33 protein-coding genes are annotated in these 24,841 nt (G+C 69.5%); 15 read left to right on the top strand and 18 right to left on the bottom strand.

Annotated features, from left to right (window positions below; translation table 11 throughout):
* The first annotated feature begins 270 nt into the window (after positions 1-270).
* From BKN51_RS43285 to BKN51_RS26255, 5 genes are all read left to right on the top strand, one after another.
* Complete coding sequence (locus tag BKN51_RS43285; protein WP_158255736.1) at positions 271-417, top strand: hypothetical protein; 147 nt, start codon at positions 271-273, stop codon at positions 415-417.
* Positions 414-890: a DUF3237 domain-containing protein gene (locus BKN51_RS26240; RefSeq protein ID WP_101610174.1), complete on the top strand. Its 477-nt coding sequence runs from the start codon at positions 414-416 to the stop codon at positions 888-890. Before BKN51_RS43285 ends, BKN51_RS26240 begins: the two co-directional genes overlap by 4 nt.
* Before the next feature lie 66 nt (positions 891-956).
* Complete coding sequence (locus BKN51_RS26245) at positions 957-3,293, top strand: xanthine dehydrogenase family protein molybdopterin-binding subunit (protein WP_101610175.1); 2,337 nt, start codon at positions 957-959, stop codon at positions 3,291-3,293.
* Positions 3,290-4,141 (top strand): FAD binding domain-containing protein, encoded by an 852-nt coding sequence (locus BKN51_RS26250; RefSeq protein WP_101610176.1) that lies wholly within the window; start codon positions 3,290-3,292, stop codon positions 4,139-4,141. Before BKN51_RS26245 ends, BKN51_RS26250 begins: the two co-directional genes overlap by 4 nt.
* A complete protein-coding gene (locus BKN51_RS26255) occupies positions 4,138-4,599 on the top strand; it encodes a (2Fe-2S)-binding protein (protein ID WP_101610177.1) in 462 nt (153 codons plus the stop codon). The genes BKN51_RS26250 and BKN51_RS26255 overlap by 4 nt, the downstream gene beginning before the upstream one ends.
* A 5-nt stretch (positions 4,600-4,604) precedes the next feature.
* Here BKN51_RS26255 and BKN51_RS26260 read toward each other — a convergent pair whose 3' ends face one another.
* Together BKN51_RS26260 and BKN51_RS26265 are read right to left on the bottom strand one after the other, a co-directional pair.
* Positions 4,605-4,958 (bottom strand): hypothetical protein, encoded by a 354-nt coding sequence (locus tag BKN51_RS26260; RefSeq protein WP_101613465.1) that lies wholly within the window; start codon positions 4,956-4,958, stop codon positions 4,605-4,607.
* A 128-nt stretch (positions 4,959-5,086) separates the two neighbouring features.
* Complete coding sequence (locus BKN51_RS26265) at positions 5,087-6,046, bottom strand: glycoside hydrolase family 25 protein (protein WP_233222984.1); 960 nt, start codon at positions 6,044-6,046, stop codon at positions 5,087-5,089.
* Between the two features lie 130 nt (positions 6,047-6,176).
* On the opposite strand from BKN51_RS26265, the gene BKN51_RS26270 reads away from it, so the two are divergent.
* The 3 genes from BKN51_RS26270 (at position 6,177) to bcp (ending at position 7,609) form a co-directional block, all read left to right on the top strand.
* Positions 6,177-6,359, top strand: a complete 183-nt coding sequence (locus tag BKN51_RS26270) for a hypothetical protein (RefSeq protein ID WP_101610178.1) — start codon at positions 6,177-6,179, stop codon at positions 6,357-6,359.
* Between the two features lie 200 nt (positions 6,360-6,559).
* Entirely contained in the window at positions 6,560-7,105 is a 546-nt protein-coding gene (locus BKN51_RS26275) for a hypothetical protein (RefSeq protein ID WP_101610179.1), read from the top strand.
* 27 nt (positions 7,106-7,132) lie between these two features.
* Positions 7,133-7,609 (top strand): thioredoxin-dependent thiol peroxidase, encoded by a 477-nt coding sequence (bcp, locus tag BKN51_RS26280; protein WP_101610180.1) that lies wholly within the window; start codon positions 7,133-7,135, stop codon positions 7,607-7,609.
* 332 nt (positions 7,610-7,941) lie between these two features.
* Here the strand turns inward: bcp and rdgB are convergent, their stop codons facing one another.
* The 5 genes from rdgB to BKN51_RS26305 are packed head-to-tail and all read right to left on the bottom strand — an operon-like array spanning position 7,942 to position 11,622.
* Positions 7,942-8,547, bottom strand: a complete 606-nt coding sequence (rdgB, locus tag BKN51_RS26285) for an RdgB/HAM1 family non-canonical purine NTP pyrophosphatase (protein WP_101610181.1) — start codon at positions 8,545-8,547, stop codon at positions 7,942-7,944.
* Positions 8,544-9,320 (bottom strand): ribonuclease PH, encoded by a 777-nt coding sequence (gene rph, locus BKN51_RS26290; RefSeq protein WP_101613467.1) that lies wholly within the window; start codon positions 9,318-9,320, stop codon positions 8,544-8,546. The genes rdgB and rph overlap by 4 nt, the downstream gene beginning before the upstream one ends.
* 23 nt (positions 9,321-9,343) lie before the next feature.
* A complete protein-coding gene (locus tag BKN51_RS26295; RefSeq protein ID WP_101610182.1) occupies positions 9,344-10,111 on the bottom strand; it encodes an MBL fold metallo-hydrolase in 768 nt (255 codons plus the stop codon).
* A 30-nt stretch (positions 10,112-10,141) separates the two neighbouring features.
* Positions 10,142-10,948, bottom strand: a complete 807-nt coding sequence (gene murI / locus BKN51_RS26300) for a glutamate racemase (protein ID WP_093937632.1) — start codon at positions 10,946-10,948, stop codon at positions 10,142-10,144.
* Positions 10,945-11,622, bottom strand: coding sequence for a rhomboid family intramembrane serine protease (locus BKN51_RS26305; RefSeq protein ID WP_101613469.1), 678 nt, complete (start codon positions 11,620-11,622; stop codon positions 10,945-10,947). Before BKN51_RS26305 ends, murI begins: the two co-directional genes overlap by 4 nt.
* Before the next feature lie 91 nt (positions 11,623-11,713).
* On the opposite strand from BKN51_RS26305, the gene BKN51_RS26310 reads away from it, so the two are divergent.
* Positions 11,714-12,586, top strand: coding sequence for an arylamine N-acetyltransferase family protein (locus BKN51_RS26310; protein WP_101610183.1), 873 nt, complete (start codon positions 11,714-11,716; stop codon positions 12,584-12,586).
* Here the strand turns inward: BKN51_RS26310 and BKN51_RS26315 are convergent.
* The 9 genes from BKN51_RS26315 to clpS form a co-directional block, all read right to left on the bottom strand.
* Positions 12,547-13,260 carry an aspartate/glutamate racemase family protein gene (locus BKN51_RS26315; protein ID WP_101613468.1) on the bottom strand — a complete coding sequence of 238 codons (714 nt, stop codon included), beginning with the start codon at positions 13,258-13,260 and terminating at the stop codon, positions 12,547-12,549. The two genes, BKN51_RS26310 and BKN51_RS26315, sit on opposite strands and share 40 nt — an antisense overlap.
* An 89-nt stretch (positions 13,261-13,349) precedes the next feature.
* Positions 13,350-14,300, bottom strand: coding sequence for a PLP-dependent cysteine synthase family protein (locus BKN51_RS26320; RefSeq protein WP_101610184.1), 951 nt, complete (start codon positions 14,298-14,300; stop codon positions 13,350-13,352).
* Positions 14,301-14,303: 3 nt separating this feature from the next.
* The gene (locus BKN51_RS26325) at positions 14,304-14,576 is read right to left on the bottom strand and encodes a MoaD/ThiS family protein (protein WP_034308802.1); all 273 of its coding nucleotides are present in this window, start codon (positions 14,574-14,576) and stop codon (positions 14,304-14,306) included.
* Between the two features lie 73 nt (positions 14,577-14,649).
* On the bottom strand, positions 14,650-15,057 hold the full coding sequence (locus BKN51_RS26330; RefSeq protein ID WP_101613470.1) for a Mov34/MPN/PAD-1 family protein: 408 nt from the start codon (positions 15,055-15,057) through the stop codon (positions 14,650-14,652).
* Positions 15,058-15,112: 55 nt separating this feature from the next.
* Positions 15,113-15,604 (bottom strand): DUF2017 family protein, encoded by a 492-nt coding sequence (locus BKN51_RS26335; RefSeq protein ID WP_146044286.1) that lies wholly within the window; start codon positions 15,602-15,604, stop codon positions 15,113-15,115.
* Positions 15,597-15,836 (bottom strand): ATP-dependent Clp protease adaptor ClpS, encoded by a 240-nt coding sequence (locus BKN51_RS26340; RefSeq protein WP_101610186.1) that lies wholly within the window; start codon positions 15,834-15,836, stop codon positions 15,597-15,599. Before BKN51_RS26340 ends, BKN51_RS26335 begins: the two co-directional genes overlap by 8 nt.
* Before the next feature lie 31 nt (positions 15,837-15,867).
* Positions 15,868-16,860 (bottom strand): P1 family peptidase, encoded by a 993-nt coding sequence (locus BKN51_RS26345; RefSeq protein WP_101610187.1) that lies wholly within the window; start codon positions 16,858-16,860, stop codon positions 15,868-15,870.
* Positions 16,857-17,414 carry a DUF2017 domain-containing protein gene (locus tag BKN51_RS26350; protein WP_101610188.1) on the bottom strand — a complete coding sequence of 186 codons (558 nt, stop codon included), beginning with the start codon at positions 17,412-17,414 and terminating at the stop codon, positions 16,857-16,859. The genes BKN51_RS26345 and BKN51_RS26350 overlap by 4 nt, the downstream gene beginning before the upstream one ends.
* On the bottom strand, positions 17,411-17,710 hold the full coding sequence (gene clpS, locus BKN51_RS26355; RefSeq protein WP_101610189.1) for an ATP-dependent Clp protease adapter ClpS: 300 nt from the start codon (positions 17,708-17,710) through the stop codon (positions 17,411-17,413). The genes BKN51_RS26350 and clpS overlap by 4 nt, the downstream gene beginning before the upstream one ends.
* Positions 17,711-17,784: 74 nt before the next feature.
* Between clpS and BKN51_RS26360 the strand changes: the two genes are divergently transcribed.
* The 3 genes from BKN51_RS26360 to BKN51_RS26370 are packed head-to-tail and all read left to right on the top strand — an operon-like array spanning position 17,785 to position 20,335.
* Positions 17,785-19,089: a nicotinate phosphoribosyltransferase gene (locus BKN51_RS26360; protein ID WP_101610190.1), complete on the top strand. Its 1,305-nt coding sequence runs from the start codon at positions 17,785-17,787 to the stop codon at positions 19,087-19,089.
* Positions 19,090-19,109: 20 nt separating this feature from the next.
* Entirely contained in the window at positions 19,110-19,685 is a 576-nt protein-coding gene (locus BKN51_RS26365; RefSeq protein WP_101610191.1) for an isochorismatase family protein, read from the top strand.
* A complete protein-coding gene (locus tag BKN51_RS26370; protein WP_101610192.1) occupies positions 19,682-20,335 on the top strand; it encodes a bifunctional 4-hydroxy-2-oxoglutarate aldolase/2-dehydro-3-deoxy-phosphogluconate aldolase in 654 nt (217 codons plus the stop codon). Before BKN51_RS26365 ends, BKN51_RS26370 begins: the two co-directional genes overlap by 4 nt.
* Positions 20,336-20,344: 9 nt before the next feature.
* Here the strand turns inward: BKN51_RS26370 and BKN51_RS26375 are convergent, their stop codons facing one another.
* Positions 20,345-21,010 carry a choice-of-anchor P family protein gene (locus BKN51_RS26375; protein ID WP_101610193.1) on the bottom strand — a complete coding sequence of 222 codons (666 nt, stop codon included), beginning with the start codon at positions 21,008-21,010 and terminating at the stop codon, positions 20,345-20,347.
* A 153-nt stretch (positions 21,011-21,163) separates the two neighbouring features.
* On the opposite strand from BKN51_RS26375, the gene BKN51_RS26380 reads away from it, so the two are divergent.
* The 3 genes from BKN51_RS26380 to BKN51_RS26390 all read left to right on the top strand — a co-directional run bounded on the left by BKN51_RS26380 (position 21,164) and on the right by BKN51_RS26390 (position 24,348).
* Positions 21,164-21,754 carry a biotin transporter BioY gene (locus BKN51_RS26380; protein WP_101610194.1) on the top strand — a complete coding sequence of 197 codons (591 nt, stop codon included), beginning with the start codon at positions 21,164-21,166 and terminating at the stop codon, positions 21,752-21,754.
* A 125-nt stretch (positions 21,755-21,879) separates the two neighbouring features.
* On the top strand, positions 21,880-23,937 hold the full coding sequence (locus tag BKN51_RS26385; protein WP_101610195.1) for an ATP-dependent DNA helicase: 2,058 nt from the start codon (positions 21,880-21,882) through the stop codon (positions 23,935-23,937).
* 57 nt (positions 23,938-23,994) lie between these two features.
* The gene (locus BKN51_RS26390; RefSeq protein WP_026466908.1) at positions 23,995-24,348 is read left to right on the top strand and encodes a hypothetical protein; all 354 of its coding nucleotides are present in this window, start codon (positions 23,995-23,997) and stop codon (positions 24,346-24,348) included.
* 70 nt (positions 24,349-24,418) lie between these two features.
* Here BKN51_RS26390 and BKN51_RS26395 read toward each other — a convergent pair whose 3' ends face one another.
* Positions 24,419-24,841 (bottom strand): OsmC family protein, encoded by a 423-nt coding sequence (locus BKN51_RS26395; RefSeq protein ID WP_101610196.1) that lies wholly within the window; start codon positions 24,839-24,841, stop codon positions 24,419-24,421.

The raw sequence follows: 24,841 nt of genomic DNA on the forward strand, positions 1-24,841 counted from the left end.
CCCTTTCGCGGCAAAGGACGCCTTCGGATCAGCGGATGCCCCCAATGCGGCATTGGGGACGCTGGGTGTCCCCAATGCCGCATTGGGGGCAATGCCTCGAGGTCGTTGCCTCGGACCGGCAACAGAATCGGACAGGGACGTCCAAGCTGATCGCGGAGTCGTGAGTGGTGAGGACGGTTAGAACCGTCCTCACCACTCACGAGACCCAAGCACTCTTGCCTAACTATACGAACGGTCGTACGTTTAGTTCCCGACCCACTGGAGGGACCCGTGACGTACGCGCTCGTCCAAGCCCTGGCGCTCGCCAAGAGCAGGCAGGACATCCCCGCGGCACTCGACCTGCCGCACCCCGACATGCTCTGCGCCCAATCGGGCGTCTCGACCGACGCCGTCCGGCGGAAGGTGTTCGGCTCATGACCACGCGGGTGAAGGACGTCGGCGAACTCCGCACGGAGCCGCTCTTCGACATCGTCATCGATCTGCACCCTCCGCTGAACATCGGCGGCGGCCGGGTGCTCTTCGGCGCCGCGGGCGGCACGTTCGAGGGCCCGGAGCTGCGCGGCGAGGTCCTGCCGACCGGCGGTGACTGGGCGACGTTCCGCCCCGGCGGCACGATGGCGCTCGACGTCCGGCTGACCCTGCGCACCCACGACGACGCGCTGCTGCACATGACCTACCACGGCCGCTGGCGGATCCCCGCCGAACTCCGCGCCGAGCTCGCCGATCCCGCGACCCGCCATCTGGTCGACCCGGCCCGGTACTACTTCCGGACGACTCCGTACTTCGAGACCGGCTCCGAGCGCTACGCGTGGCTGAACGACGTCGTGTGCGCGGGTTCGGGCTACCCGGTCGAAGGCGGGATCGCCTACCGAGTCGCGAAGATCCTCTGACTCCAGGCTCCGCCGTGACCCGTGTGCACGATGCGCGAAGCACCATCGGTGCGGAAAAGTGAACGCATGGGCGAGGGGCTGATCGGCGCGAAGGTGACCCGGCAGGAGGACGTCCGCCTGCTCACCGGCCGGGCGCAGTACATCGACGACGTCCGATTGCCGGGGACGCTCGAGGCCGCGATCCTCCGCAGCCCTCATCCGCACGCGCGGATCCTGAGTGTCGACACCACGGCCGCGAACGCCCACCCCGGTGTCTTCGCCGTGATCACCGGCGAAGACGTCGTGTCGAGCACGAAGACACCGCAGCCGGTGATCTGGTCGAACCTGCCGGACATGCGGGTGCCCGAGAACCACGCGCTGGCCGTCGGCAAGGTGCGGTATCCCGGCCAGGGCGTCGCGGCCGTCGCGGCGAAGGACCGGGCGACCGCGGAAGACGCGCTGGAACTGATCGAGGTCGAGTACGAGGAACTCCCGGCCGTCAGCACACTCGAACAGGCGCTGGCGGACGACGCGCCGAAGCTCTACGAAGACTGGCCGAGCAATGTCGCCGGCACCGGAACCATCCCGATGGGTGACGTGAGCACCGCGTTCGCCGAGGCCGAGGTCGTGCTCACCGAGTCGTTCCGCTTCGCGCGCCAGATGGGCACGCCGATCGAAACCCGCGGCGTGGTGGCGACCTGGGACCCGTTCACCGACCGGCTCGATGTCTGGCTCGCGACGCAGGCGCCCAATCTCGCGCGCGAACTGTTCGGCGAGGTCTTCGGGCTCTCCCTGGACCGGATCCGCGTGCGCACTCCCGACGTCGGCGGCGGCTTCGGCAACAAGTTCGACTTCTACGCCGAGGAGGTCGTCGCGGCGATCCTGTCCCGGCGTACCGGGAAACCGGTCAAGCTCATCGAGGACCGGGCGGAAAGCTTCGTCGCCAACGCGCACTCGCGCGAACAGAAGATCGACGTCGAACTCGCGGCCAAGGACGACGGCACGATCACCGGCCTGCGCGCCACGGTGTACGGCGTCCTCGGTGGCGTGCTCGGGACCGTCGGCCCCAGCCCGTGCTGGACGACGACGGCGCTGCTCACCGGGCCGTACGCCATTCCGAACGTGGAACTGAGCCTGGTCGCGGTGATGACGAACCGGTCGCCGTACGGATCGTTCCGTGGTTACGGCCTGCCGAAGGCGAACTTCGTGCACGAACACCTGGTGGAGCAGCTGGCGAAACGTCTCGGCATGGAAGCGCACGCGGTGCGGCGCAAGAACTTCATCCCGCCGGAGGCGTTTCCGTACCAGAGCCCGGTGTTCGTCTACGACAGCGGACGCTACGAAGACTGCCTGGATCTCTGTTTGAAGGCCGTCGAGGAGGCGGGCTGGGCGAAGCGCCGCGGAAACGGTGTCGGCATCGGCTATTCGTTCCACAACGAACTGACCGGGTTCGGGCCGAGCCGGATCATCAACCTTTCCGGCCTGGGGCATTCCGGCTTCGACGAGGAGGTCGTGCGGGTCGACTCGACCGGGCACGTGACCGTCCACACCGGACTGTCCGCGATCGGCCAGGGCATCCACACGACGCTGGCACAGGTGGCCGCGCATACGCTCGGTGTCCCGCTCGACCATGTCACCGTCCTTTCGGGAGACACCGACAGCTGCCCGTACACCGGCTACGGCACGGCGGCGAGCCGTGGGGCGGCCGTCGGCGGCGCGGCCGTGCTGAACGCGTCGACCCGGCTGCGGGCGAAAATCCTGCGGGTGGCGGGCCACATACTGGAGGTCTCCCCCGACGATCTGTCCCTTGAGGACGGTGTCGTTTCGGTGAAGGGCGTGCCGGGCAAGGAGGTCACGCTGGCCGCGATCGGCGATGCCGCGTACCGGCGACTGAACGGCGTCTGGCCGGAAGACGAGACGCCGACGCTGGAAGAGCGCGAGGTCTACGACCCGGTCAACGTCGCGACCTCGTTCGGCTGCACCGCCGTCCTCGCCGAGGTCGACCGGGAAACCGGTGTGGTGACGCTGCTGGACTACCTGATCGCGCACGACTGCGGCACCGTGATCAACCCGATGATCGTGGACGGGCAACTGCACGGCGGCGCGGCGCAGGCGATCGGCGGCGCGCTGTACGAGGAGCTGGTCTACGGCGCCGACGGACGGCTGGAGACCACGTCGTTCACCGGGTACCTGCTGCCGACCGCGACCGAGATCCCGCCGTTCTCCGTCTCCCATATGGCGACGCCCGCCGAACACGTTCCGGGCGGGTTCAAGGGGATGGGGGAAGCGGGCGTGATCGGCGGTGGCGCGGCGATCACGCACGCCGTCGGAGACGCGCTGCGCGAGTACGGCGTCGACATCACGTCGCTGCCCATCACGCCGCCACGGCTGCTGGCCGCGATCAAGCGAGGAGCACACCGGTGAAGGCCGCGCCGTTCGAGTACCTCCGGGCCGCGTCGCTCGGCGAGGCCATCGAGGCACTGTCGGGCACGCCGGACGCGCGGGTGCTGGCGGGTGGGCAGAGCCTCGTGCCGTTGCTGAACCTGCGTCAGGTACGGCCAACCCTGGTGGTCGACATCAACCGTGTCGACGAGCTTTCCTTCCTGCGCAAGGAGAACGGACAGCTCGAGATCGGCGCTCTCACCCGTCACAGGGTCCTCGAGACGTCCGAAACCGTCCGGTCCGAAGTCCCGCTGCTCGCCGAGGCGATCGGTTACGTGGGACACCCGGCGATCCGGAACCGGGGCACCCTCGGCGGCAGCCTCGCGCACGCCGACCCCGCCGCGGAACTGCCCGCGGTGATGGTCGCGCTCGACGCCGGATTCACCGCGCGCGGGCCGGAGCGCGAGCGGGTGATCGCCGCGCGGGACTTCTTCCTCGGCCCGCATCGCACGGCGTTGGGCCACGGCGAACTGCTGACCCGGATTTCGGTGCCGTCGCATCGGGGCGGCTGGGCCGTCGAGCAACTGAGCCGACGGAGCCGGGATCTCGCGCTGGTCGCCGTCTTCGCCACCGTGACGCTGTCCGGCGACGTCTGCGAAACCGCGCGGATCGCCATCGCGGGCGCGGGCCCCACGCCGATCCGGGCCACCGTCGCCGAAGAAGCGCTCGTCGGCCGCGCCCTGACGGACGACGTGGTCGCCCTTGCCGCGGAACTCGCCGCCGCGGCGACGGATCCGCCCGACGACCTCCACGCCCCCGCCGACTACCGGCGTGAGATGGCCGCGGTCCTCACCCGGCGGGCGATCACGCGAGCGAAGGAGGGCGCATGATCACGGTCAGCCTCACGGTGAACGGACGGACCTACCGCGCCGACTGCGAACCGCGGCGGACACTCGCCGACTTCCTGCGCCACGACCTGGGCTTCACCGGGGTGCACGTCGGTTGCGAACACGGCGTCTGCGGCTCGTGCACGATCACCCTCGACGGCGAGAGCGCGCGATCGTGCTGCCTGCTGGCGGTCCAGGTGGACGGCGCGGAGATCGTCACCGTCGAGGGGCTGGCCGAGAACGGCGAACTGCATCCGCTGCAGGAATCGTTCCGGAAGCACCACGGGCTGCAGTGCGGTTTCTGCACGTCCGGGATGCTGGCGACAGCGGTGGAGTTGCTGAAGGAGAACCCGGACCCGACGGACGCCGAGATCCGGCAGGGGATCTCGGGGAACCTGTGCCGGTGCACGGGTTACCAGTTCATCGTGGACGCCATCCGGGACGCGGCCAAACGTCCGTGAAGGCGTCACCACTGCTCGTCGATGCGCCGGAGGTACGCCTGGAATTCCGGGGTGAGCCGAGCGGGGAGCGCGAGCAGGACACCTTCGAGCATTTCCCTCGCCTCCAGGGGATCGCCGCAGCACTCCCAGACGCCGCAACCCTTGCTGTCGACCCGAAGCCGCCGGTACGGGTCAGCGGTGACTTCTTGCCAGAGGCGCAATGCGGTCCGGGTCGCACCGGCTCCGAGGTAATTGCGGGTGCGTTCAAGGCGGGAGATCTCGGCTGCGAGCGCCGGAGAAAAGTCCCGCCGGTCGTGAAATTCGGCCGGGCGCCGGAGTCGCAACCCCTGCCGGACCCGTGCGGGTGCGCTACGTGCCACCACTCAAAAATACGTGAAGGCCTCCTTCCCTGCTCCATCCAGGCCCCCGCCACCGCCCTCAACGGACGCGCTGCGCGCGCAAACTGGATTCCAGGTAGGGAAGGAGGCCTTCACGGACCTTCGAGCCGTCAGCCGACGATGTCGATCTCGAACTCCACGTTCGAGCTGTACTCGTAGTCGACCCAGACCGCGCCCGGCAGGGCGTACCGCCGGTGCGACACCGTCTTCGGGTTGAATCCGGGCGCCTGCAAGGGATTCCCGCCGACACCGACCTTGTCGCTGCCCCAGGCGAAGATGTTGCCCTGCCAGACGGGTGAGTCGGTGACGCCGTCGCCGTCGATCCGCGGGCGGACGATGATCGCGGCCGTCTCGCTGCCGGAGAGCAGCAGCCGCACGGACGTGGTGGCCGGGCTGGCCGGAATGGTCCTGCGTTCCATGAGTTCTGTCGTCGCCTTCCGCTTCGGGGCGGCGCCGCCGCCGGTCAAGTGGGCGTTCGTGTAGGACTCGTTGAGGTCGACACTGCTCGCGCGGATGCCGGGGACCTGACCGGCGTCCGAGTACTGGTGCACGTCGTAGCGGCCGGCGGCGGCGTCGGGTTTGGCGCCGTAGCGCGCGATCCAGATCACCAGGTCCGGCACGCCGAACTGGTCGGGGCGCAGCATCTTGGCGAGCGAGTTGTTCATGTAGATACCGGGACGGAACCCGTGCCCCGCCACGCGATTGCAGAACCTGATCGAGAAGTCTCGCTTGCGGCCGTCGGGGATGTTCGGTGCCCCGGAACCCGGCGGATTGTCCTCCAGATCGAGCATCGGAACGCAGCCCGTCGCGCCGAGTTTCCGGACCTCGGCGATGAACAAGTCGGCTTGCGCCTCCGGCGACGGACTCGCCTGAGCGAAGTGGTAGCCGCCCACCGGAATCCCCACGGATCTCGCTCCGGCCACGAGCGCCCCGCCGGTGTGACGGCCGCCGTTCGGCAAACCACCGCCATCGGTGAGCTTGACGAAGACGAACGTCACGCCGTGGTTCTTGACGGCCTGCCAGTTAGTAACGGATTGGAAGCGGCTGTAGATATCGATTCCCAGCGCCATCTTTACAGCCTGACGGGTGAACCTGTTGGACAAAAGGGCCTAGTGGGCGATTACTCGTACGTCCGATTCGCCCTTTTGGGCGGCCCCTCCCTGGCCGACTCCGATCACCCGTGCCCGTACTGTGACGACCATGGCGTCTCGAAGCCCCTTTCGCTGGATGACCCGGTGGGTGGACTGGTTCGAAGAGCGCGGCGTCTACGTCCCGGGCGAGGAGAGCCGCGCGGTCGACCCGATGCGCGATTTCGGCTGGTTGATCGTGGCGTGGGTGTCCGGTCTGGCGATCTTCATCCTGTTCTTCGCCTTCGCCGTTTGACCCCTCCAGGTGTGCCACCGAGGTGACGACTGTCACTAGCCGTACCCTTCCGATCACGGATCGGCCACGGCTGTACACCAGGTGCGCTTCAACCCGGCCGTGCCGCTCCTCTCAGCTGAAGAAGCCAGTCACTCTGGACTCTTCGGCACTAATGACTACCTCGAACGGCCCACCCGCACCGCCGACTGGAGTAACCGCACATGGCGCCCCCGCGCACCCCGAAGTTCTTGATCGCCGCCTGTGCGCTGACGCTGGCGGCCGCGTGCGGGGTCCCGGCACCGGAAAAGGGGGCAGCCGTGCTCGGCGCGGACGCCCCGGCGCAAGGACTGGCCGCGACGCACGCGGAAGGCGACCTCGCGTTCGGCGCCCCGCACCGGTTCGCGAGCGGGGTCACGATCTCCGTGTCCGCGCCGAAGGTTTTCCGACCCAGCGCGTCGGCGTACCCGCAGAGCCCGCGCGCGGTGGCCTTCGGCATCGAGGTGACGAACGCGGGCGACGGGACCTACCGGCTTTCCGGCCTGTCCGTGACCGGTGAGGTCGACGGTGAAAGCTCGTCGGTCAAACAGGTCGTCGACGCGGTGCAGGGCTACAACGGCATCGCGGACGCGGGCAAGGACGTGGCGCCCGGCCGGTCGGTCCACCTGAACCTGGCGTTCGCCGTTCCGGACAAGCCGGTGAAGCTGCGCCTGCAGGTGCGGCCGAGCCCCTCGGAACCCGTCGCCGCGAAGTACTGCGGAAAGGTCTGACGCCGCCGATTCGCTACCGTGTGCGTCATGACCGAGCAGCGACTCTCCCCCGGCGACAAAGCGCCCGACTTCACCCTCCCCGACAGCGAGGGCAACGACGTCAAGCTCAGCGACTTCCGCGGCAAGTCGGTCGTCGTGTACTTCTACCCGAGCGCCGGCACGCCGGGCTGCACGAAGCAGGCCTGCGACTTCCGGGACAGCCTCGCGCAGCTCAACGACGCCGGCTACCAGGTGCTCGGGATCTCGCCGGACAAGCCCGCGAAGCTCGCGAAGTTCGTCGAAGCGGAAGGGCTGACCTTCCCGCTGCTCTCCGACACGGAGAAGACCGCCCTCAAGGCGTACAGCGCCTTCGGCGAGAAGAAGAACTACGGCAAGGTCTACGAAGGCGTCATCCGCTCGACGTTCGTCGTCGACGCGGACGGCAAGATCGCGGTGGCGCAGTACAACGTGCGCGCCACGGGGCACGTCGCGAAGCTTCTGCGGGACCTCTCGCTGGCGTCGTAAAGCCTCGTGAATGGTAAGGGCGGTTCTGGCGGACCCGCGTTTGCCTACCCACTGGATCCCGATGCCATCTCGGTGGGCTTGTTCTGGTTGCCGATGTGGGCGAGCGGGGAGGATTCGGGACGTTCAACGTCCGGAATCCTCCCCGCTCGACGGGTACGGGGAGTGGCCCGAGAGAACCGGAATACACCTCGACGATGAAGGATTTGGGACACTCGACGTCCCGATTCCTTCACGCTCGACCATGCCGCCGCTGCCACTTCGCATGTGCGCTGGTCAGGTGTGGGTAGGCAAATACCCGGTCCGTTCTAACCGTCCTTACCACTCACGAGAACTCAACCAGCCAGCTTCCGCAGCTCTTCCACCAGCGCCCGCAGCGCCTTCCCTCGATGCGAAGCGCCGTCCTTTTCGGACGGGTCCAGCTCCGCCGAGGTCCGCGTGCCACCTTCCGGCACGAAGATCGGGTCGTACCCGAATCCGTTGGCACCACGGCGTTCCCGGATCAGCGTGCCGCGCCATTCCCCGCGCACCACGGTCTCGTCGCCCCCGGGGACGACCAGCGCCGCCGCGCAGACGAAAGCCGCGCCCATGCGCTCGTCGGGGGTGTCGGACAGTTGCGCCAGCACGAGGTCCAGGTTCGACTCGTCGTCGCCGTGCTTGCCCGACCAGCGCGCCGAGAGCACACCCGGCATGCCGTTGAGCGCGTCGATGGCGATGCCGGAGTCGTCGGCGATCGCGGGGAGGCCGGTCGCGGCGGCCGCGTCCTGCGCCTTCGCAAGGGCGTTGCCCTCGAAGTCCGGGGCGGTTTCGGGTGCTTCGGGGAACTCGGGGACGTCGGCTAGGCCGATGACCTCGACGCCCTCGATCCCTTCCGCGACCAGGATGCGCCGGAGTTCGCCGAGCTTCTTCGCGTTGCGGGTGGCCAAAAGCAGCTTGGTCACTTCGCGCCCTTCTTCTTGTCCGGCCGCGGCTCGGGCAGTTCGCCGGGGTACGGCAGCGCGAGCGCCTCGGTCTGCAGCCGGGTCAGCTCCTCGCAGCCCGCGAGCGCCATGTCCAGCATGGTGTCCAAAGTGGACCGCGCGAAGGTGGCGCCCTCACCGGTGCCCTGCACCTCGATCATGGTGCCCGCGTCGGTGGCGACGACGTTCATGTCGACCTCCGCGCGCGAGTCCTCCTCGTAGGGCAGGTCGAGGCGCACGCGGCCGTCGACGACGCCCACGCTCACCGCGGCCACCGAGGACGAAAGCGGCTGCGGATCGGCGAGGCGGCCCGCGGCGCCGAGCCAGGTGACGGCGTCGGCGAGCGCGACGTAGCCGCCGGTCACCGCGGCCGTGCGGGTGCCGCCGTCGGCCTGGATGACGTCGCAGTCGATGACGATCGTGTTCTCCCCCAGCGCCGCCAGGTCGATGCAGGCGCGCAGGGACCGGCCGATCAGCCGGGAGATCTCGTGGGTACGGCCGCCGACGCGGCCCTTGATGGATTCGCGGTCGCTACGGGTGTTGGTCGCCGACGGCAGCATCGCGTACTCGGCGGTGACCCAGCCGAGGCCGGAACCGGCCCGCCAGCGGGGGACGCCTTCGGTGACGCTCGCCGCGCACAGCACCCGGGTGTCGCCGAACTCGATCATCACCGAACCCGCGGGCCACCGCTGGAAGCCACGGGTGATCTTGATGTCGCGAAGCTGGTCGTCGTTCCTGCCGTCTTTTCTCGCCACGGCCGTCACTCTAGAACCCCGCGTCAGATGTCGTAGACGGCGCCCTGCTCGACCAGCTCGGCGGCGGGGAACGCGACGGCCGCCTCGGCGAGGACGGCCTCACGGTCGGTCCAGGGCGCGACGTGGGTGAGCAGCAGCCGCCCCACCCCCGCCTTGCGCCCCAGTTCTCCCGCTTCCTTGCCGGACAGGTGGACGCCGGCCGGCCGGTCGGGCGAGTCGGTCCAGGACGCTTCGGACAGCAGGACGTCGACGCCGGCGGCCAGATCGGTCAAGGTGTCGCAGACGCCGGTGTCCCCGGTGTAGGCGAGGGTCTTGCCGCCGTGCGCGAACCTCAGCCCGAACGCCGGGGTCGGGTGGTCGACCGGGACCGCGGTGACCTCGAACGGCCCGATCCGCATGGGCTCGGTCCGCAGGGCGTCGAAGGCGAAGACGTCGGACAGATCGGTGATCGCCCGCTCCTCCTCGTTCGCCGCGTAAGCAAGGGCGAGCCGCTCGTGCACGTCCGACGGCCCGTACACCGGCAGCCTGCGCGGCCTCGCCGGATACGGCGGCGCGGGGTGGTAGCGCCGCAGCACGGTGAGCGCGCTGACGTCGGCGCAGTGGTCGGGGTGGAGATGCGAAAGGATCAGCGCGTCCAGATCGAACGGGTCGCGCAAGGCCTGCAGCCTGGCGAGTGTCCCGTTGCCGAGTTCGAGCCCCAGGACGAACCCGTCCGCCTCGATCAGATAGCCGGACGCGGCGGCGTTGGGCCCGGGGATGCTGCCTGAGCAGCCGAGGATCGTGAGACGCACTGTGACACCTTAAGCACGGAATCGGCGATTTTACGCACTGGTGGGAGCCAGCACACCCGGAGCGAAACCCATGAACCGCTGAGCGAGTCTGGTGAACGGCTCGGCGGATCCGGTGGCGACGAACTCGTGCCGCGGCGGGGTGTCGCGCTCGGCGAGGAGATCGTCCTCGGTGAGGACGCGCACGAGGTCACGCGCGGTCTCTTCGGCGCTGGACACCAGCGTGACGTCCTGACCCATGACGATCTGCAGCACCCCGGACAGCAACGGGTAGTGAGTGCAGCCCATGACGAGGGTGTCGACCTGTGCGTCCAGCAGTGGTTCCAGGTAACCCTGTGCGAGCCCGAGCACCTGGCGCCCGGTGGTGATCCCGCGTTCGACGAAGTCCACGAACCGCGGGCACGCGACGCTGGTGATCTCGACGTCCTGAGCGGCGTTGAAGGCGTCGTCGTAGGCGCGGGACCGGACGGTGCCTTCGGTGCCGATGACGCCGATCCGGCCGGAACGCGTGGCCGAGACGGCCCGGCGCGCGGCCGGGAGGACGACCTCGACCACGGGGACGTCGTAGCGCTCCCTCGCATCGCGCAGACAAGCGGCGGAGGCGGTGTTGCAGGCGATGACCAGCGCCTTCACCCCGCCCTCGACGATGTCGTCCAAGGCCTCGAGCGCGTACTGGCGCGCCGTCGCGATGGGAAGCGGACCGTACGGGTTGCGGGCGGTGTCGCCGACGTAGCGCAACTGCTCACCGGGCAGCTGCTCCAGGATCGCCCTGGCGACGGTGAGCCCGCCCACTCCGGAATCGAAGACGCCGATCGGGGCGTCGGCGCTCGGCTTGGTCACCCGGCGAGGTTACCGGCACCGCCGGGAGTCCCGTTTGAAGAGGCCTGCCTGGCTCGGGTCTTGTCCATCCTCGCCACCACCCAGGCCGCGAAGATCCCGGACAGCGCGCCGAACAGGTGGCCCTGCCACGAGACGTTCGGATCGCCCGGCAGCAGTCCCCAGAGCATTCCGCTCCAGATGCCCAGCAGCAGGACGGCGACCAGAATTTGCCCGGCAGAACGGTTGAAGATGCCCCTGACCAGCAGGAACGCGAGCCATCCGAAGGCGACGCCGGACGCTCCCACGGTCACCGTGCCACTCGGCGCGATCAGCCAGACGCCGAGACCCGACAGCACCCAGATGATCGCGGTCACCAGCACCCACCGGCCGATGCCCGCCGCCATCGCGAGGAAGGCGAACACCAGCACCGGGACGGTGTTGGAGAACAGGTGTCCCCAGCCGGAATGCAGCAACGGCGCCCAGAGCACGCCGTCGAGATCGGAGACTTCACGGGCGACGATGCCGCCGCTCTGGTCGAGGTCGGCGGGCAGCACGACGTCGACCAGCTCGACCAGGTAGAGCAGCGCGGTGAAGGCCAGCGCCACGATCACGGCGGCCTTCGGGTTCGGCGGCAGGACGCGTTTGGCCGGGTCAGTACCGGACGACTCGCTCGCCGGGACCGGCTGGGAAGGCAAAGTGGTCACCTCCCCAGGCTACGACGGGGATCGGCGAGATCGCCTCCGTGAGAACCCTGAATTGTCGGTAGGGGGTACTACGGTCGCTCGCATGGGGATGCCTTCTTCCGAGCACGTCGACGTGCCGGTCTACCTCGCGCGACTCGGCCTCGAGCACGAGCCGCCGAGCCTCGGCGCGCTTTTCCGGCTGCACGCGGCCCATGTGGAACGGGTGCCGTACGAAGATTTCGAAGTCCAGCTGGGCCGGGTGACGTCGCTGGATCCGGCGGTGTCGTTCGGCCGGATCGCCGCCGGTCGCGGTGGCTACTGCTATCACCTCAACGGCGCGTTCTCCGCCCTGCTGACGGCGCTCGGCTACCAGGTCACGCGGCATCCGGGTGGGGCGCAGATGCCGGGCGACCCGGCCGGGATCCATCTCAACCACCTGCCGCTGACGGTGTCCGGGCTGGCGGAGGCACCGGAAACGGGCTGGTTCGTCGACGTGGGGCTCGGCGACGGCATCCACGAGCCGATCCCGCTGCTCGAAGGCGAGTACAAACAGGGGTCGCTGGTGTTCGGCATGCGGGCCTCGGAGGTCACCCCCGGCGGATGGCGGTTCGACCACGATCCGCAAGGCAGCTTCCTGGGGATGGATTTCGCGCCCGAGACGGCCGTGATGCCGGACTTCGCCGAGAAGCACGTCGAGCTGTCCACGTCCGCGGATTCCGGCTTCGTCCGCACACTCGTGCTGCAACGCCGGGACGCCGATGGCGTGGACTCGCTGCGCGCGCTGACGTTGAGCCGTCTGCCGGGCGGCAAGGCGGTGCTGGAGTCACCGGCCGAGTGGTGGACGGCGATCGAGGACGTCTTCGGCGTGCCGCGCGCCGGATTCACCGGTGAAGAACAGGACAGGCTGTGGCGGCAAGCCTTCGCGCAGCACGAACATCACTTGGCGGCGGGGAGCGAGATCTTGCCGAGCGCGTAGTCCACGGCCGCTTCGGCGTGCAGCCTGGTGGTGGGGAACGTGGGCACCGGGCTGTCTTCGGGGCCGACGAGCAGTTCGATCTCGGTGCAGCCGTAGATGACGCCCTCCGCCCCCGCCTCGACGATCCGCGCGATGACCTCGCGGTACCGCTCGCGCGACTCGTCGGTGACGACGCCGTGGACGAGCTCGTCGTAGATGACCCTGTGCACCGTCTCGCGATCGGCCTCGTCCGGCACGAGCACGTCGAGCCCGTGCGCGGTGAGGCGTTCGCGGTAGAACGGCTGGGCCATGGTGAAACCGGTGCCCAGGAGCCCGACGCGCCCGAGGTTCGCGGCTTTGATCGCGGTGGCCGTGGTGTCCGCGAGATGCAGCAGCGGAATGCCGAGGCCGTCGGTGAGCTGGTCAGCGACCTTGTGCATCGTGTTGGTGCACAAGACGACGAAGTCCGCTCCGGCGGCTTCGAGGCCGCGCGCGGCTCGGTTCAGTTCCCGGCCGGCGTCGTCCCAGCGTCCTTCGGCCTGCATCGCTTCGATTTCGGCGAAGTCCACGGAGTAGAGCACGGTGCGCGCGGAGTGGTACCCGCCGCGCAGCTCACGAACGCGCTCGTTGACCAGCCGGTAGTACTCGGCCGACGATTCCCAGCTCATCCCGCCCAGCAACCCGATGACTTTCATGCCCGCCATCGTGCCAGCGCCCCGCGTGCAATGAAGGGGACTTTCATTGCGAAATTTGCAATGAAAGTCCCCTTCATTGCAGCCAGGGGTCAGGCCCAGAGCTGCCCGTCGAGCCTCTCGGCAGCTTCGTCGAGCGAACCGGAGTAAGCGCCCGTAGAGAGGTACTTCCACCCCGCGTCCGCGACCACGAAGGCCACGTCGGCGGGCTTCCCCGAAGCGGCGGCCTTCTCGGCGACGGCCAGCGCCGCGTGCAGCACGGCACCGGTCGAGATCCCCGCGAAGATGCCTTCGTGCTCCAGCAGCTCACGTGTCCGGCGAAGCGCGTCGTAGGCGCCCACGGAGAAGCGGCCGTTGAGCACGCTCGCGTCGTAGAGCTCCGGGACGAACCCCTCGTCGAGGTTCCGCAGGCCGTACACCAGCTCGCCGTAGCGCGGCTCGGCCGCGATGATCTGCACGTCCGGCTTCGCCTCGTGCAGGTAGCGCCCGACCCCGACCAGAGTGCCGGTGGTGCCGAGGCCGCCGACGAAATGCGTCAGCGTCGGCAGGTCCTTGAGCAGTTCGGGCCCGGTGCCGCGGTAGTGCGCTTCGGCGTTGGCCGGGTTGCCGTACTGGTAGAGCATCACCCAGTCCGGGTTGGCCTCGGACAGTTCCTTCGCCCGGCGCACGGCCTCGTTGGACCCGCCGGCGGCCGGGGAGAAGACGATCCGCGCGCCGTACGCCTGCAGCAGTTGCTTGCGTTCGGTGGAGGTGTTCTCCGGCATGACGCACACCAGGCCGTAGCCCTTGAGCTTCGCGGCCATGGCGAGCGAGATCCCGGTGTTGCCCGACGTCGGCTCCAGGATCGTGGAGCCGCGCCGGAGCCTGCCTTCACGCTCGGCGGCCTCGATCATCGCCAGCGCGGGGCGATCCTTGATCGAACCGGTCGGGTTGCGGTCTTCCAGCTTCGCCCACAACCGCACGTCGTGGGTGGGCGAAAGCCGAGGCAGGCCGACCAGCGGGGTGCCGCCGAGCGTGTCGAGCAGCGACTCGAAGCGAGCCATGGATCAGCCTCCGGCCACTGCGGGCAGGATGGTCAGGGTGTCGCCGTCCTTGACCTCGGCCTCGAGGCCACCGGAGAAGCGGACGTCCTCGTCGTTGACGTAGACGTTGACGAAGCGGTGAAGCTTCTCTTCCTTGACCAGGCGGGCCTTGAGGCCGCCGTGGCGGGACTCGATGTCGTCGATCACCTCGAGCACGGTCTTGCCGCTCGCCTCGACGGACTTCTCGCCGCCGGTGTGCGTACGCAGGATGGTCGGGATGGACACGGTCACGGCCATGGTTTTCTACCTCCGGTGGGTTCTCTGCTACGCAGACGTTCGGGCCGGTCCGGGTTATTCCCGGGGCCGGGGTTCAGCCGGTGATCTCGACGGGCTCCTCGGTGATCTCCCCGTCCACGATCCGGTAAGACCGGAACTGATGCGAATCGGGGTCCTTGGTGGAGACGAGCACGTAGTGCGCGTCGGGTTCCGAGGCGTACGAGACATCGGTGCGAGACGGATAGGCGTCGGTCGCGGTGTGCGAGTGGTAGATGACCACCGGCACCTCGTCGTTGGCGTCCATCTCGCGGTAGAGCTTGAGCAGGTCGCCCGAGTCGAATTCGTAGAACGTGGGCGAGCGCGCCGCGTTCAGCATCGGGATGTACCGCTCGGGGCTGTCCGATCCCTCGGGACCGGCGATCACCCCGCACGCCTCATCGGGATGGTCACGGCGGGCATGGGCGACGATCTCGTCGACGAGTTCACGGCGGATCCGGAGCACATCGCACATCTTAGGTGCTGGACGCGACCTATCCACACTCTGAGATTGCCACCACTCAGAGCGTGTGGACGCCCGGAGCCGCCGGGTCGTCGAGGATCGCGGTCGTGATCAGGTTCTCGAGCGAGGCGAGCCAGGCGGACTTCACATCGCGGTCTCGCCTGGCCACGAAGTCGTTCGGCGGATGGGCCTTCCACCTAGGGCGGCGCAGGTACCTGACCTGCGCGTGGACGAGCACGAGCCGTAGGTCGGCGACCCCGGCCCGGTCGAGGACCAGACTCGTCCCGCCCGGCCACCGGCCGAGGATCCTGGCGAGCGTGGCCCGCACTTCCGCGCGCATCTCCGCGCCGTGACGCTCTCGGAAGCCTTCGCTGTCGCCCTTCTTGCGGTAGGCGTCGGGGAACAACCTGTCGTCCCGGACGTCCTCGGCCCCAGACTCCAGGGCCTGGCCGAACTCGACCAGGATCCCTCGCAGCACTTCGGCCACGTTCTCCGTCAGGTCGAGCCGGACGCCGTCACCCTCCCGGACCGCGCTCGCCCCGTCACGCATGCCGGAGCCTCGCGCGAAGGCCACGCACTTGCAGCGCCGCGACCAGCTTCTCCGCTTCCGCCCACGGCCCCGGAGCCAGCTCGACCTTGCCGCGGCGGTCGATGTCACCGGCGACCCGGTACGCGGTCTCGGTGGTGTAGCCGAGCACGTCGGTCAGCACCAGCGTGACACCGCCGTAGGTGTTGATGTTGTCGTTGTGGATCTCGATGATCCACGAGCCCCCAGGGTGCATGCCGACTTGATCAACGGACGGCACCTCCGCGTTACGCGAGGGCTTCGGGCCAGACGTCGCGGTAGGCGCGCATGCCTCCGGCGGAAGTGGCGTTCAGCACGCCGTGCACCATCGCCCGCCCGAACGCCCGCGCGGCCGCCGAGCAGAGCGTGTCCAGTACGGCCGCGCGCCGGGTCGCCGCGACCGGGCCCGCGCCGCCGGGAAGCTCCCGGTCGCCGGTCGCCAGCGCGAAGACCGTGTCGCCGTCGAACATCGTGTGCGCCGGCCGCACGGCCCTGGCGAGACCGTCCTGCGCGGCCACCGCGAGCCGTCGCGCCTCCGCCTTGGACAGTGCCGCGTCGACCGCGACCACGCCGATGGTCGTGTTGAGCCCCGCCGCCTTCGCCTCGACGTCGCCGGGCCTCTCGGGCCAGCGGACGCCGAACTCGCCGTCGACCTCGTGATCCGCCGCGAACGCACGGCCGGTCGAGAGATCGACGGCCTCTCCGGCGGCGTTCACCGCGGCGACGACGCCGACGGTGAACTCCCCGACCCGCTCCGAGGCCGTCCCGATCCCACCTTTGAGTGATCCCGCCTTCGCCCCGGCGCCCGCGCCGACGGTCCCCAGCGGTACCGGACCGGCCACGGCCGCTTCACAGGCGGCGTAGCCGAAAGAGGCGTCCGGGCGGTTTCCCCAGTCGCTACGAGGCAGGTCGAACAGCACCGCCGCGGGCACGATCGGCACCACCTCGTGCGGCCGCGTCCCGACCGGTATCCCCAGGTTCCGCTCGGCGAGCCAGCGCATGACGCCGTCCGCCGCGGCCAGCCCGTACGCGCTCCCGCCGGACAGGCAGATCGCGTTGACGTGCTGGACCAGGTTCTCCGGCTCCAGCAGATTGGTCTCCCGCGTGCCGGGCGCGCCGCCGCGCTGGTCGACGGCCCCGACGGCACCGCCGGGGACCAGCACGACCGTCGTCCCGGTCGCCCAGCCGTCGCCGACCCGCTCGTGGTGCCCGACCAGCACGCCGGGAACGTCGGTGATCACGATGTCAGCGACTGGATGAGGGTCTCCTGCACCCAGGTCAGCCAGTGGTAGACGCCGAGATGCGGCGCGCGGGGATCGTCTTCGGGCAGTTCGTCGGGCATGTCCTCGGTGACGTCGAGCGCGGTGCCCAGCGCCAGCCGGACGTCGTTGAGCGCGCCGAGCCACGCGTCGGCCTGTTCGAAGGTCAGCCGCACGTTCCCGCCGTCCCGCGGCAGGGTGTCCAGCACGATCTTGGCGACGCCGACCTTCTTGTCCAGGAGGTCGGGCTCGTGGAGCGACCGCATCGCGGCGGCCGAGTCGAGGTCCTCGCGGGTCGGGTTGTCCGGGTCCAGCTTGTGGAAGTCCGGCAACAGCCGGGAGAGCACCGGATCGTCCGGCGACTCCGTCGGGCCGGTGCGGATCCCGGTCAGCTCGGCCAGCTCGTCCTGCGGCGCCTCCTCGGCGCGCGCGGTGAGCATGTCCTCCAGCTGGCTGACCAGACCGCGCAGGACCGCGGCCTCCTGCTGCTCGAACCCGGCGACGATGGTCTCGCCTTTGCGGCGCCATCCGTTCATGAAGTCTGCTCCATCGTCGCCCAGAGGCCGGCCGCGTGCAGTTTCGCGACGTCGATCTCCACCTTCTCCTTGGAACCGGAGGACACGATCGCCTTGCCCTTCTGGTGCACGTCGAGCATCAGCTTCGTCGCGTGGTCCCGGCTGTAACCGAACAGCTTCTGGAACACGTACGTCACGTACGACATGAGGTTCACCGGATCGTTCCAGACGACCGTCCGCCAGGGATTGTCCTCAGAGACGACTTCTACTCCCTGTGGATCAACCTGCGTCTGCTCGGATGCGACAGGCGTGGACATGCACTCCATGGTGTCACGGGCCCAACCCGGTACGGGTTGGCAGGTCCGGCCATGTGAGTGAATAGGCTGGCACCATGGGTTCCCCCGAGGCGGCCACTGGCGCCGGCACCGCGTTGCTCACCGACCACTACGAGCTGACCATGCTGGCCAGCGCGCTGGCCGACGGGACCGCGGACAGGCCGTGTGTCTTCGAGGTCTTCGCACGTCGTCTCCCCGACGGCCGCCGCTACGGCGTCGTCGCGGGCACCGGCCGGGTCCTCGACTCGATCGCGGACTTCCGGTTCACCGATGCCGAGCTGAGCCAGCTGGAAGCGACCGCCGTCGTCGACGACGCCACCCTTTCGTGGCTCTCGGAGTACTCCTTCTCGGGGAACATCGACGGCTACGCCGAGGGTGAGCTCTACTTCCCCGGCTCCCCGATCCTGACCGTCACCGGCTCCTTCGGCGACGCCGTCGTGCTGGAGACGCTGATCCTCTCGATCCTCAACCACGACAGCGCGATCGCGTCCGCGGCGGCGCGGATGTCGGGCGCCGCGCACGGCAGGCCGATCATCGAGATGGGCGGGCGCCGCACGCACGAGTGGGCCGCCGTCGCCGCCGCGCGGGCCGCGTACCTCGCCGGTTTCGCCACGACGTCCAACCTCGAAGCGGGCCGCCGCTACGGCATCCCGACGCGGGGCACCGTCGCGCACGCGTTCATGTTGCTGCACGACAGCGAGGAAGAGGCCTTCCGCGCGCAGGTGGACAAGATGGGCACCGACACCACCCTCCTGGTGGACACCTACGACATCACCAAGGGCATCGAGACGGCCGTCCGGGTGGCCGGGACCGAGCTCGGCGCGATCCGCATCGACTCGGGCGACGTCGGCCCGCTGGCCCGCAAGGCCCGCGAGCAGCTCGACGCCCTCGGCGCCAAGGACACCCGCATCGTGGTGTCCGGCGACCTCGACGAACACGCCATCGCGGCGCTGCGGGCGGAACCCGTCGACGCGTACGGCGTCGGCACCTCGGTCGTCACCGGTTCCGGCGCGCCGACCGCCGGGATGGTCTACAAACTCGTCGAGGTCGACGGCAGGCCGGTCGCCAAGCGCAGCGCGCACAAGGAGTCCCGCGGCGGCCGGAAATCCGCGCTGCGGCGGCACCGCGGCACCGGCACCGCCGTCGAAGAGGTGATCTGGACCGCCGCCTCGACGGCACCGGAACGGGGACCGGACGACCACGAATTGCAGATACCGCTGGTCCGGGACGGCCGGACGGTGGATGATTTGCCCACGCTGGACGACGCGCGCCAGCGGCTGCGACGGGCTTTGGTGAGCCTGCCGTGGGAAGGCCTCAAGCTTTCGCACGGCGAGCCCGCCATCCCGACCGTATTCGTCTAGAGAGAACTCAGGAGCAACACATGGGGACCGCCTTGATCGTGGTCGATGTGCAGAACGACTTCTGCGAAGGCGGGTCGCTCGGCCTGCCCGGTGGCGCCGCCGCCGCCGAAGCGATCTCCAAGCAGGCCGCCGAGGGCGGCTACGCGCACGTCGTCGCCACCCGCGATTACCACATCGACCCGGGCGACCACTTCAGCGAGACGCCGGACTTCAAGGACAGCTGGCCGCGGCACTGTGTCGCGGGCACCTCCGGCGCGTCGTTCCACCCGGCGCTCGACGTGGTCCCGGTCAGCGAGGTCTTCTCCAAGGGCGAGTACACCGCCGCGTACTCGGGCTTCGAGGGCAACGCGCGTGACGGCAAGACGCTCGACGCCTGGCTGAAGGAGCACGACGTCACCGAGGTCGACGTCGTCGGCATCGCGACCGACTTCTGCGTGCGCGCGACAGCGCTCGACGCGGCGAAGGCGGGCTTCACCGTGCGAGTGCTGCTGGACCTCACCGTCGGCGGTTCGCAGCCGACGGTCGACGCGGCGCTCAAGGACTTCGACGAGGCCGGCGTGACCTACACCGGGAAGGCGCCGGTCCCGACCGCATGATCCAGCACCACCTCCAGGACACCCTGATCGAAAACCGGCTCATCGCGATCCTGCGAGCCGACAACGCGAACCGCTTCGCCGACGCCGCCACGGTGTTGCACGCGGCGGGGGTGCGGGTGCTCGAAGCGGCGTTGACCACGCCGGGCGCCCCGGAAGCCATCGCCGTCATCCGCAAGAAGCTCGGCGACGACGCGCACGTCGGCGCCGGGAGCGTGCGTGAACCGTCCGATGTGGACATCGCGGCGGACGCGGGCGCGACGTTCCTGGTCACGCCGACGGTGAACCCGCTGGTACTGGAGCGCGCGCACGAACGCGGGCTGCCGGTGGTCTGCGGCGCGCTGACCCCGACCGAGATCGACCAGGCCTGGCGCCTCGGCGCGGCGGCGGTGAAGGTGTTCCCGGTCGCCGCCGTCGGCGGGGTCGCCTACCTGCGGGCGATCCGGGCGCCGATGCCGGACATCCCGCTCGTGCCGACCGGCGGCGTGCACCTCGCCGACGTCGCGAAGTACCTCGAGTCGGGTTCGATCGCCGTCGCCGCGGCCACTCCGCTGCTCGGCGACGCGCTCACCTCCGGCGGATCGCTGACGGACCTCGCGACCAGGGCGGGCGAGTTCGTCGCCGCGGCCGCGAAGTACGTCTCGCGCACTTAAACGCGAGGGTCAGGGCTTCTTCTTGCCGTAGGGGTCGCAGCGCGCGGTGCCGAGGTAGATGTCGCCCTTCGCCGGTCCGCCGCCCTGCGGGAACAGCTTGATGTGCAGCATGTGCGTCACGAGGCTCCCGTCGGGCGGCGTCGGCGTGACGGTCTCGTTGACCGTGAGCGACGCCAGCGCCGTCCCGCCCTTGCCGCCGGCGATGGTCAGCCGGTAGTTCTGCGGGATGTTCTCCGGCAGCGTGAACCCGGTGACGTCGCCGAACTCGATGTAGCCGAGGCTGCCGTCCTTGGTGGTGCTGCACTTCGCCATGAACGTGCGGACCTTGATCACCGGACCGCCGAAGCGCTTGAGCAGGCTGGTTTCGAACCGCCGTCCGGACGCCTCGGCGACGGCCACCGCGCCGGTCCGGCCGCAGTTCGAGTCACCGCCGCCGAACCGGGCGAAATCGCCGGTCGACCCGCCCTGGGTCTTCCCGGTCAGCGGCCCGTCGACGTCGCACGGCGCGAGATCGCCGGTGACGACGTGCTCGTCGCCGATCTCCACGTCGAGCGAACCGACCGACGCCGACGCCGTCGCGGGTGCCGCGTCGGCCGACGCGATCGCCGGGACCCCCGTCACCAGCGCCCCGGTCAGCATCGTCACCGACAACAGCCTCGAACCGAGTTTCTTCATGTCCGGCAGCCTTCACCAAGAGCCTGACCGGCGCAGGTCCACGCCACCCGGACGAGTGGACGGACGATGACCGTGAGGTGGCCGACATTCGGTCCGCGGCCCGCCGTCTGGCGTTAACCTCGGTTCACATTCGTGTACTCATAGGAGGTCTGAGTGTCTTCGCTGTCTGTGGCCGGCCACCGTCCGGTTCTCGCCGACCTCGTTCCCGGCGCTCTGGTCCGTGACGCGGTCCTGGTCGCCGGTGGTGCCGCCCTGACCGGTGCGGCCGCGCAGCTCATGATCCCGGTGCCCGGCTCGCCGGTGCCGATGACCGGCCAGACGTTCGCCGCCCTGCTGGTCGGCGCCGCGCTCGGCTGGAAGCGCGGCGCGCTGTCGATGGCGCTGTACCTCGCCGTCGGCGCGGCCGGCTTCGGCTGGTTCCAGGACGGCTCTTCGGGCCTGTTCGGCCCCAGCGCCGGCTACATCGTCGGATTCGTCTTCGCCGGTGCGCTGGTGGGCGCGCTCGCCGGCCGCGGCGGGGACCGCACGCCGCTGCGCATGGCGGGGACGATGGTGCTGGGCAACCTCGCCATCTACTCGATCGGCGTGCCGTGGCTGATGGCCTCGCTGAATGTCGGCCTGTCGGCCGGGCTCGCGAAGGGTGTCGTGCCGTTCCTGATCGGGGACGCGCTGAAGATCGCCGTCGCGGCGGCGCTGCTTCCGGGCACCTGGGCGCTGGTCTCTCGCTTCCGCAAGGACGTGTGACCGGCCCTTTCACTGCCCCAAGCGCTGCTATGAAAGGCCCGTTACTTGCAAATTTCGCAAGTAACGGGCCTTTCATTGCACGGGCCTCAGGATCTTGACGGTGGCCCCGGCTATCGTCTTGTCCCGTGCCCTCCCGTGCTGACTTCCCCGGTGTCCTCGAACTCCTGACCCACGCGGTCGAGTCCGTGGGTGGTGCCGAGCGCGAGGGCCAGGTCCAGATGGCGGACGCCGTCGGCCGCGCCATCCGCACCGGTGAGCACCTGGCCGTCCAGGCGGGCACCGGTACCGGGAAGTCGTTGGCGTACCTCGTTCCCGCGATCCGGCACGCGGTCGAGAAAGAGGCCACGGTCGTGGTCTCCACGGCCACCATCGCCCTGCAACGCCAGCTGGTCGATCGAGACCTCCCTCGGTTGGCGAAGGCGCTGAAGAAGCCCCTCGGCCGCGAGCCCACCTTCGCGATCCTCAAGGGCCGCCGTAACTATCTCTGCCTCCACCGGCTCGATTCCGGCGCCCCGGACGAGCCGGAAGACCAGCAGCTGTTCGACCCGTTCGCCGTCTCCCGGCTGGGCAAGGAGGTCACGCGGCTGCGGGAATGGTCGTCCGACACCGAGACAGGCGATCGCGACGAGCTCGTCCCCGGTGTCTCGGATCAGGCGTGGCGCCAGGTTTCCGTCACGGCCAGGGAATGCCTCGGCGCCTCGCGCTGCCCCATCGGCACCGACTGCTTCGCGGAGCGGTCCCGTGCCGAGGCGGGCAAGGCCGACGTCGTGATCACCAACCACGCGCTGCTGGCGATCGACGCGCTGCAGGGCTACCAGGTACTCCCCGACCACGACCTGGTGATCATCGACGAGGCGCACGACCTGGTCGACCGCGTGACGTCGGTGGCCACCGGCGAGCTGACCAGCGGCATGGTCTCCGCCGCCGCCCGGCGCTGCGGGAAACTGGTCGACGACGAAGTGGCCGACCAGTTGCTCGAGGCGAGCGACGGGCTGGCCCTGATCCTCGACGACATGCCGTCGGGGCGCATGGACTCGCTGCCGCAGGCCCTCAACGGCGCGATCCCCGCGGTCCGCGACGCCGCGCATCGCTGCCTCACCTCGCTCGGCAAGGACCGCAAGGAAGACGTCGATGAGGCCACGGCCCGCAAACTGGCGCGGTCGCTGCTCGAAGAGGTCCACGACACCGCTGTCCGGCTCCTCGAAGCCTTCGACGACGACAAGGCGCATCAGCGCGATGTCGTCTGGCTGACCGGGGACCGCTTCTCCACCAACCCGCGTCCGCCCGCGCTGAAGGTCGCTCCGCTGGGTGTCGCGGGGCTGCTGCGCGAACGTGTCTTCAACCAGCACACGACCGTTCTCACGTCGGCGACGCTGACCCTGGGCGGCACGTTCGACACCATGGCCCGGCAATGGGGTCTTCCGCCCGGTGGGGCCAGGGTCGAGAAGTCACCGGGCACGGCGACCGAGAAGGCCGCTCCCGCCGACAGCGACGACGCAGAGGGCCCGAAGTGGACGGGCCTCGACGTCGGCTCCCCGTTCGACCACAAGCGCAACGGCATCCTCTACCTGGCCAAACACCTGCCGCCGCCGGGCCGCGACGGGCTGCAGCCCTCGACCATGGACGAGCTGGCCGAGCTGATCGAGGCCGCGGGCGGGCGCACGCTCGGTCTGTTCTCCTCGATGCGCGCGGCGAAGCAGGCCACCGAGGAGATGCGGGAGCGACTCGACCTGCCGATCCTCTGCCAGGGCGACGATTCCACCGGCCTGCTGGTGCAGAAGTTCTCCGAGGACGCGCGCACCTGCCTGTTCGGCACCCTCTCGCTGTGGCAGGGCGTCGACGTACCGGGCCCGTCGCTCCAGCTCGTGGTGGTCGACCGCATCCCGTTCCCGCGCCCGGACGACCCGGTCTCGTCGGCGCGGCAGCGGGCCGTGGAAGCCAGGGGCGGCAACGGTTTCCTCACCGTCGCGGCCACGCACGCCGCCCTGCTGCTCGCGCAGGGAACCGGACGCCTGCACCGTTCGGTCACCGACCGCGGCGTCGTGGCGATCCTCGATTCACGGCTGGCCAACGCCCGCTACGGCGGATTCCTGCGTGCCTCGCTGCCGCCGTTCTGGCCCACCATGGACCCGAAGGTCGCCCGCGACGCGCTGCGCCGCCTCGACGCCGCCGCCCCGGCCTGAGTGGCCTGGAACACGGCCGAGTACCGTAAACGGAACGCCGAAGACAGGGAGAACCGGTTGTCCCACGAGTCGCCCAACGCACAATCCCGGACCGTCAGCGTCGATGACACCGGGGTGCGTCGCCAGCTCGCGGACGGAAGCGAGGAAGCCGTCACGTGGTCCGAGCTGTCCGCGGTGGTGGTCAGAGTGATCCCTGAAGGCCCGTGGAAGGAAGACGTCTTCTTCATGCTCGCCGGCGCCGACGGGAAGGGCACCGCGATCCCCAGCGGCGACCCGGCCGCCGACGCGCTGATCGAGCGGCTGCAGACCCTGCCCGGCTTCGACAACGAGAAGTTCATCGAGGCCATGACCACCGACGCCGACGAGGCGTACGTGGTCTGGAGCTCCGAAGGCCACGCCGCCAAACACTAGCCCCGTGCAATGAAGGGGACTTTCATTGCAAATTCTGCAATGAAAGTCCCCTTCATTGCATCCCGGAGGCCTACTCGACCGGGAAGGTCTCCGTGACCGGGAAGGTCTCCGTGACCGGGATGCCCTTCTTCAGCGTCCGGCTCACCGTGCACAGCCGCTCGATGGCGCGGTCCACCGCCACCGCGAGCGCCTCCCGGTCCGCCGCGGCGAGGGAGGACACGTCGACGTCGAAGGCCACGTGGACGGCGTCGAGTTCCGAAGCGCCTTCGCGCCTGTCCGCGGTCACGCCGACCCGGAACTTCGAGTCCTCACCGATCCGGCGCGTGATGAGGTTCTCCGCGGTGACGGCCGAGCAGCCCGCCGCCGCGATCTGAAGCAATTCGGCGGGCGAGAAGGCGCCCTCGGCCCCCTTGCGGCCGATCACGACCTCGGCACCGCGTTCGTTGCGGCCGATGAAGCGGTGTTCGCCGTCGCGCTGGACTTCCAAAGACAC

Source organism: Amycolatopsis sp. BJA-103, from assembly GCF_002849735.1.
In the GTDB taxonomy this organism is placed as follows: domain Bacteria; phylum Actinomycetota; class Actinomycetes; order Mycobacteriales; family Pseudonocardiaceae; genus Amycolatopsis.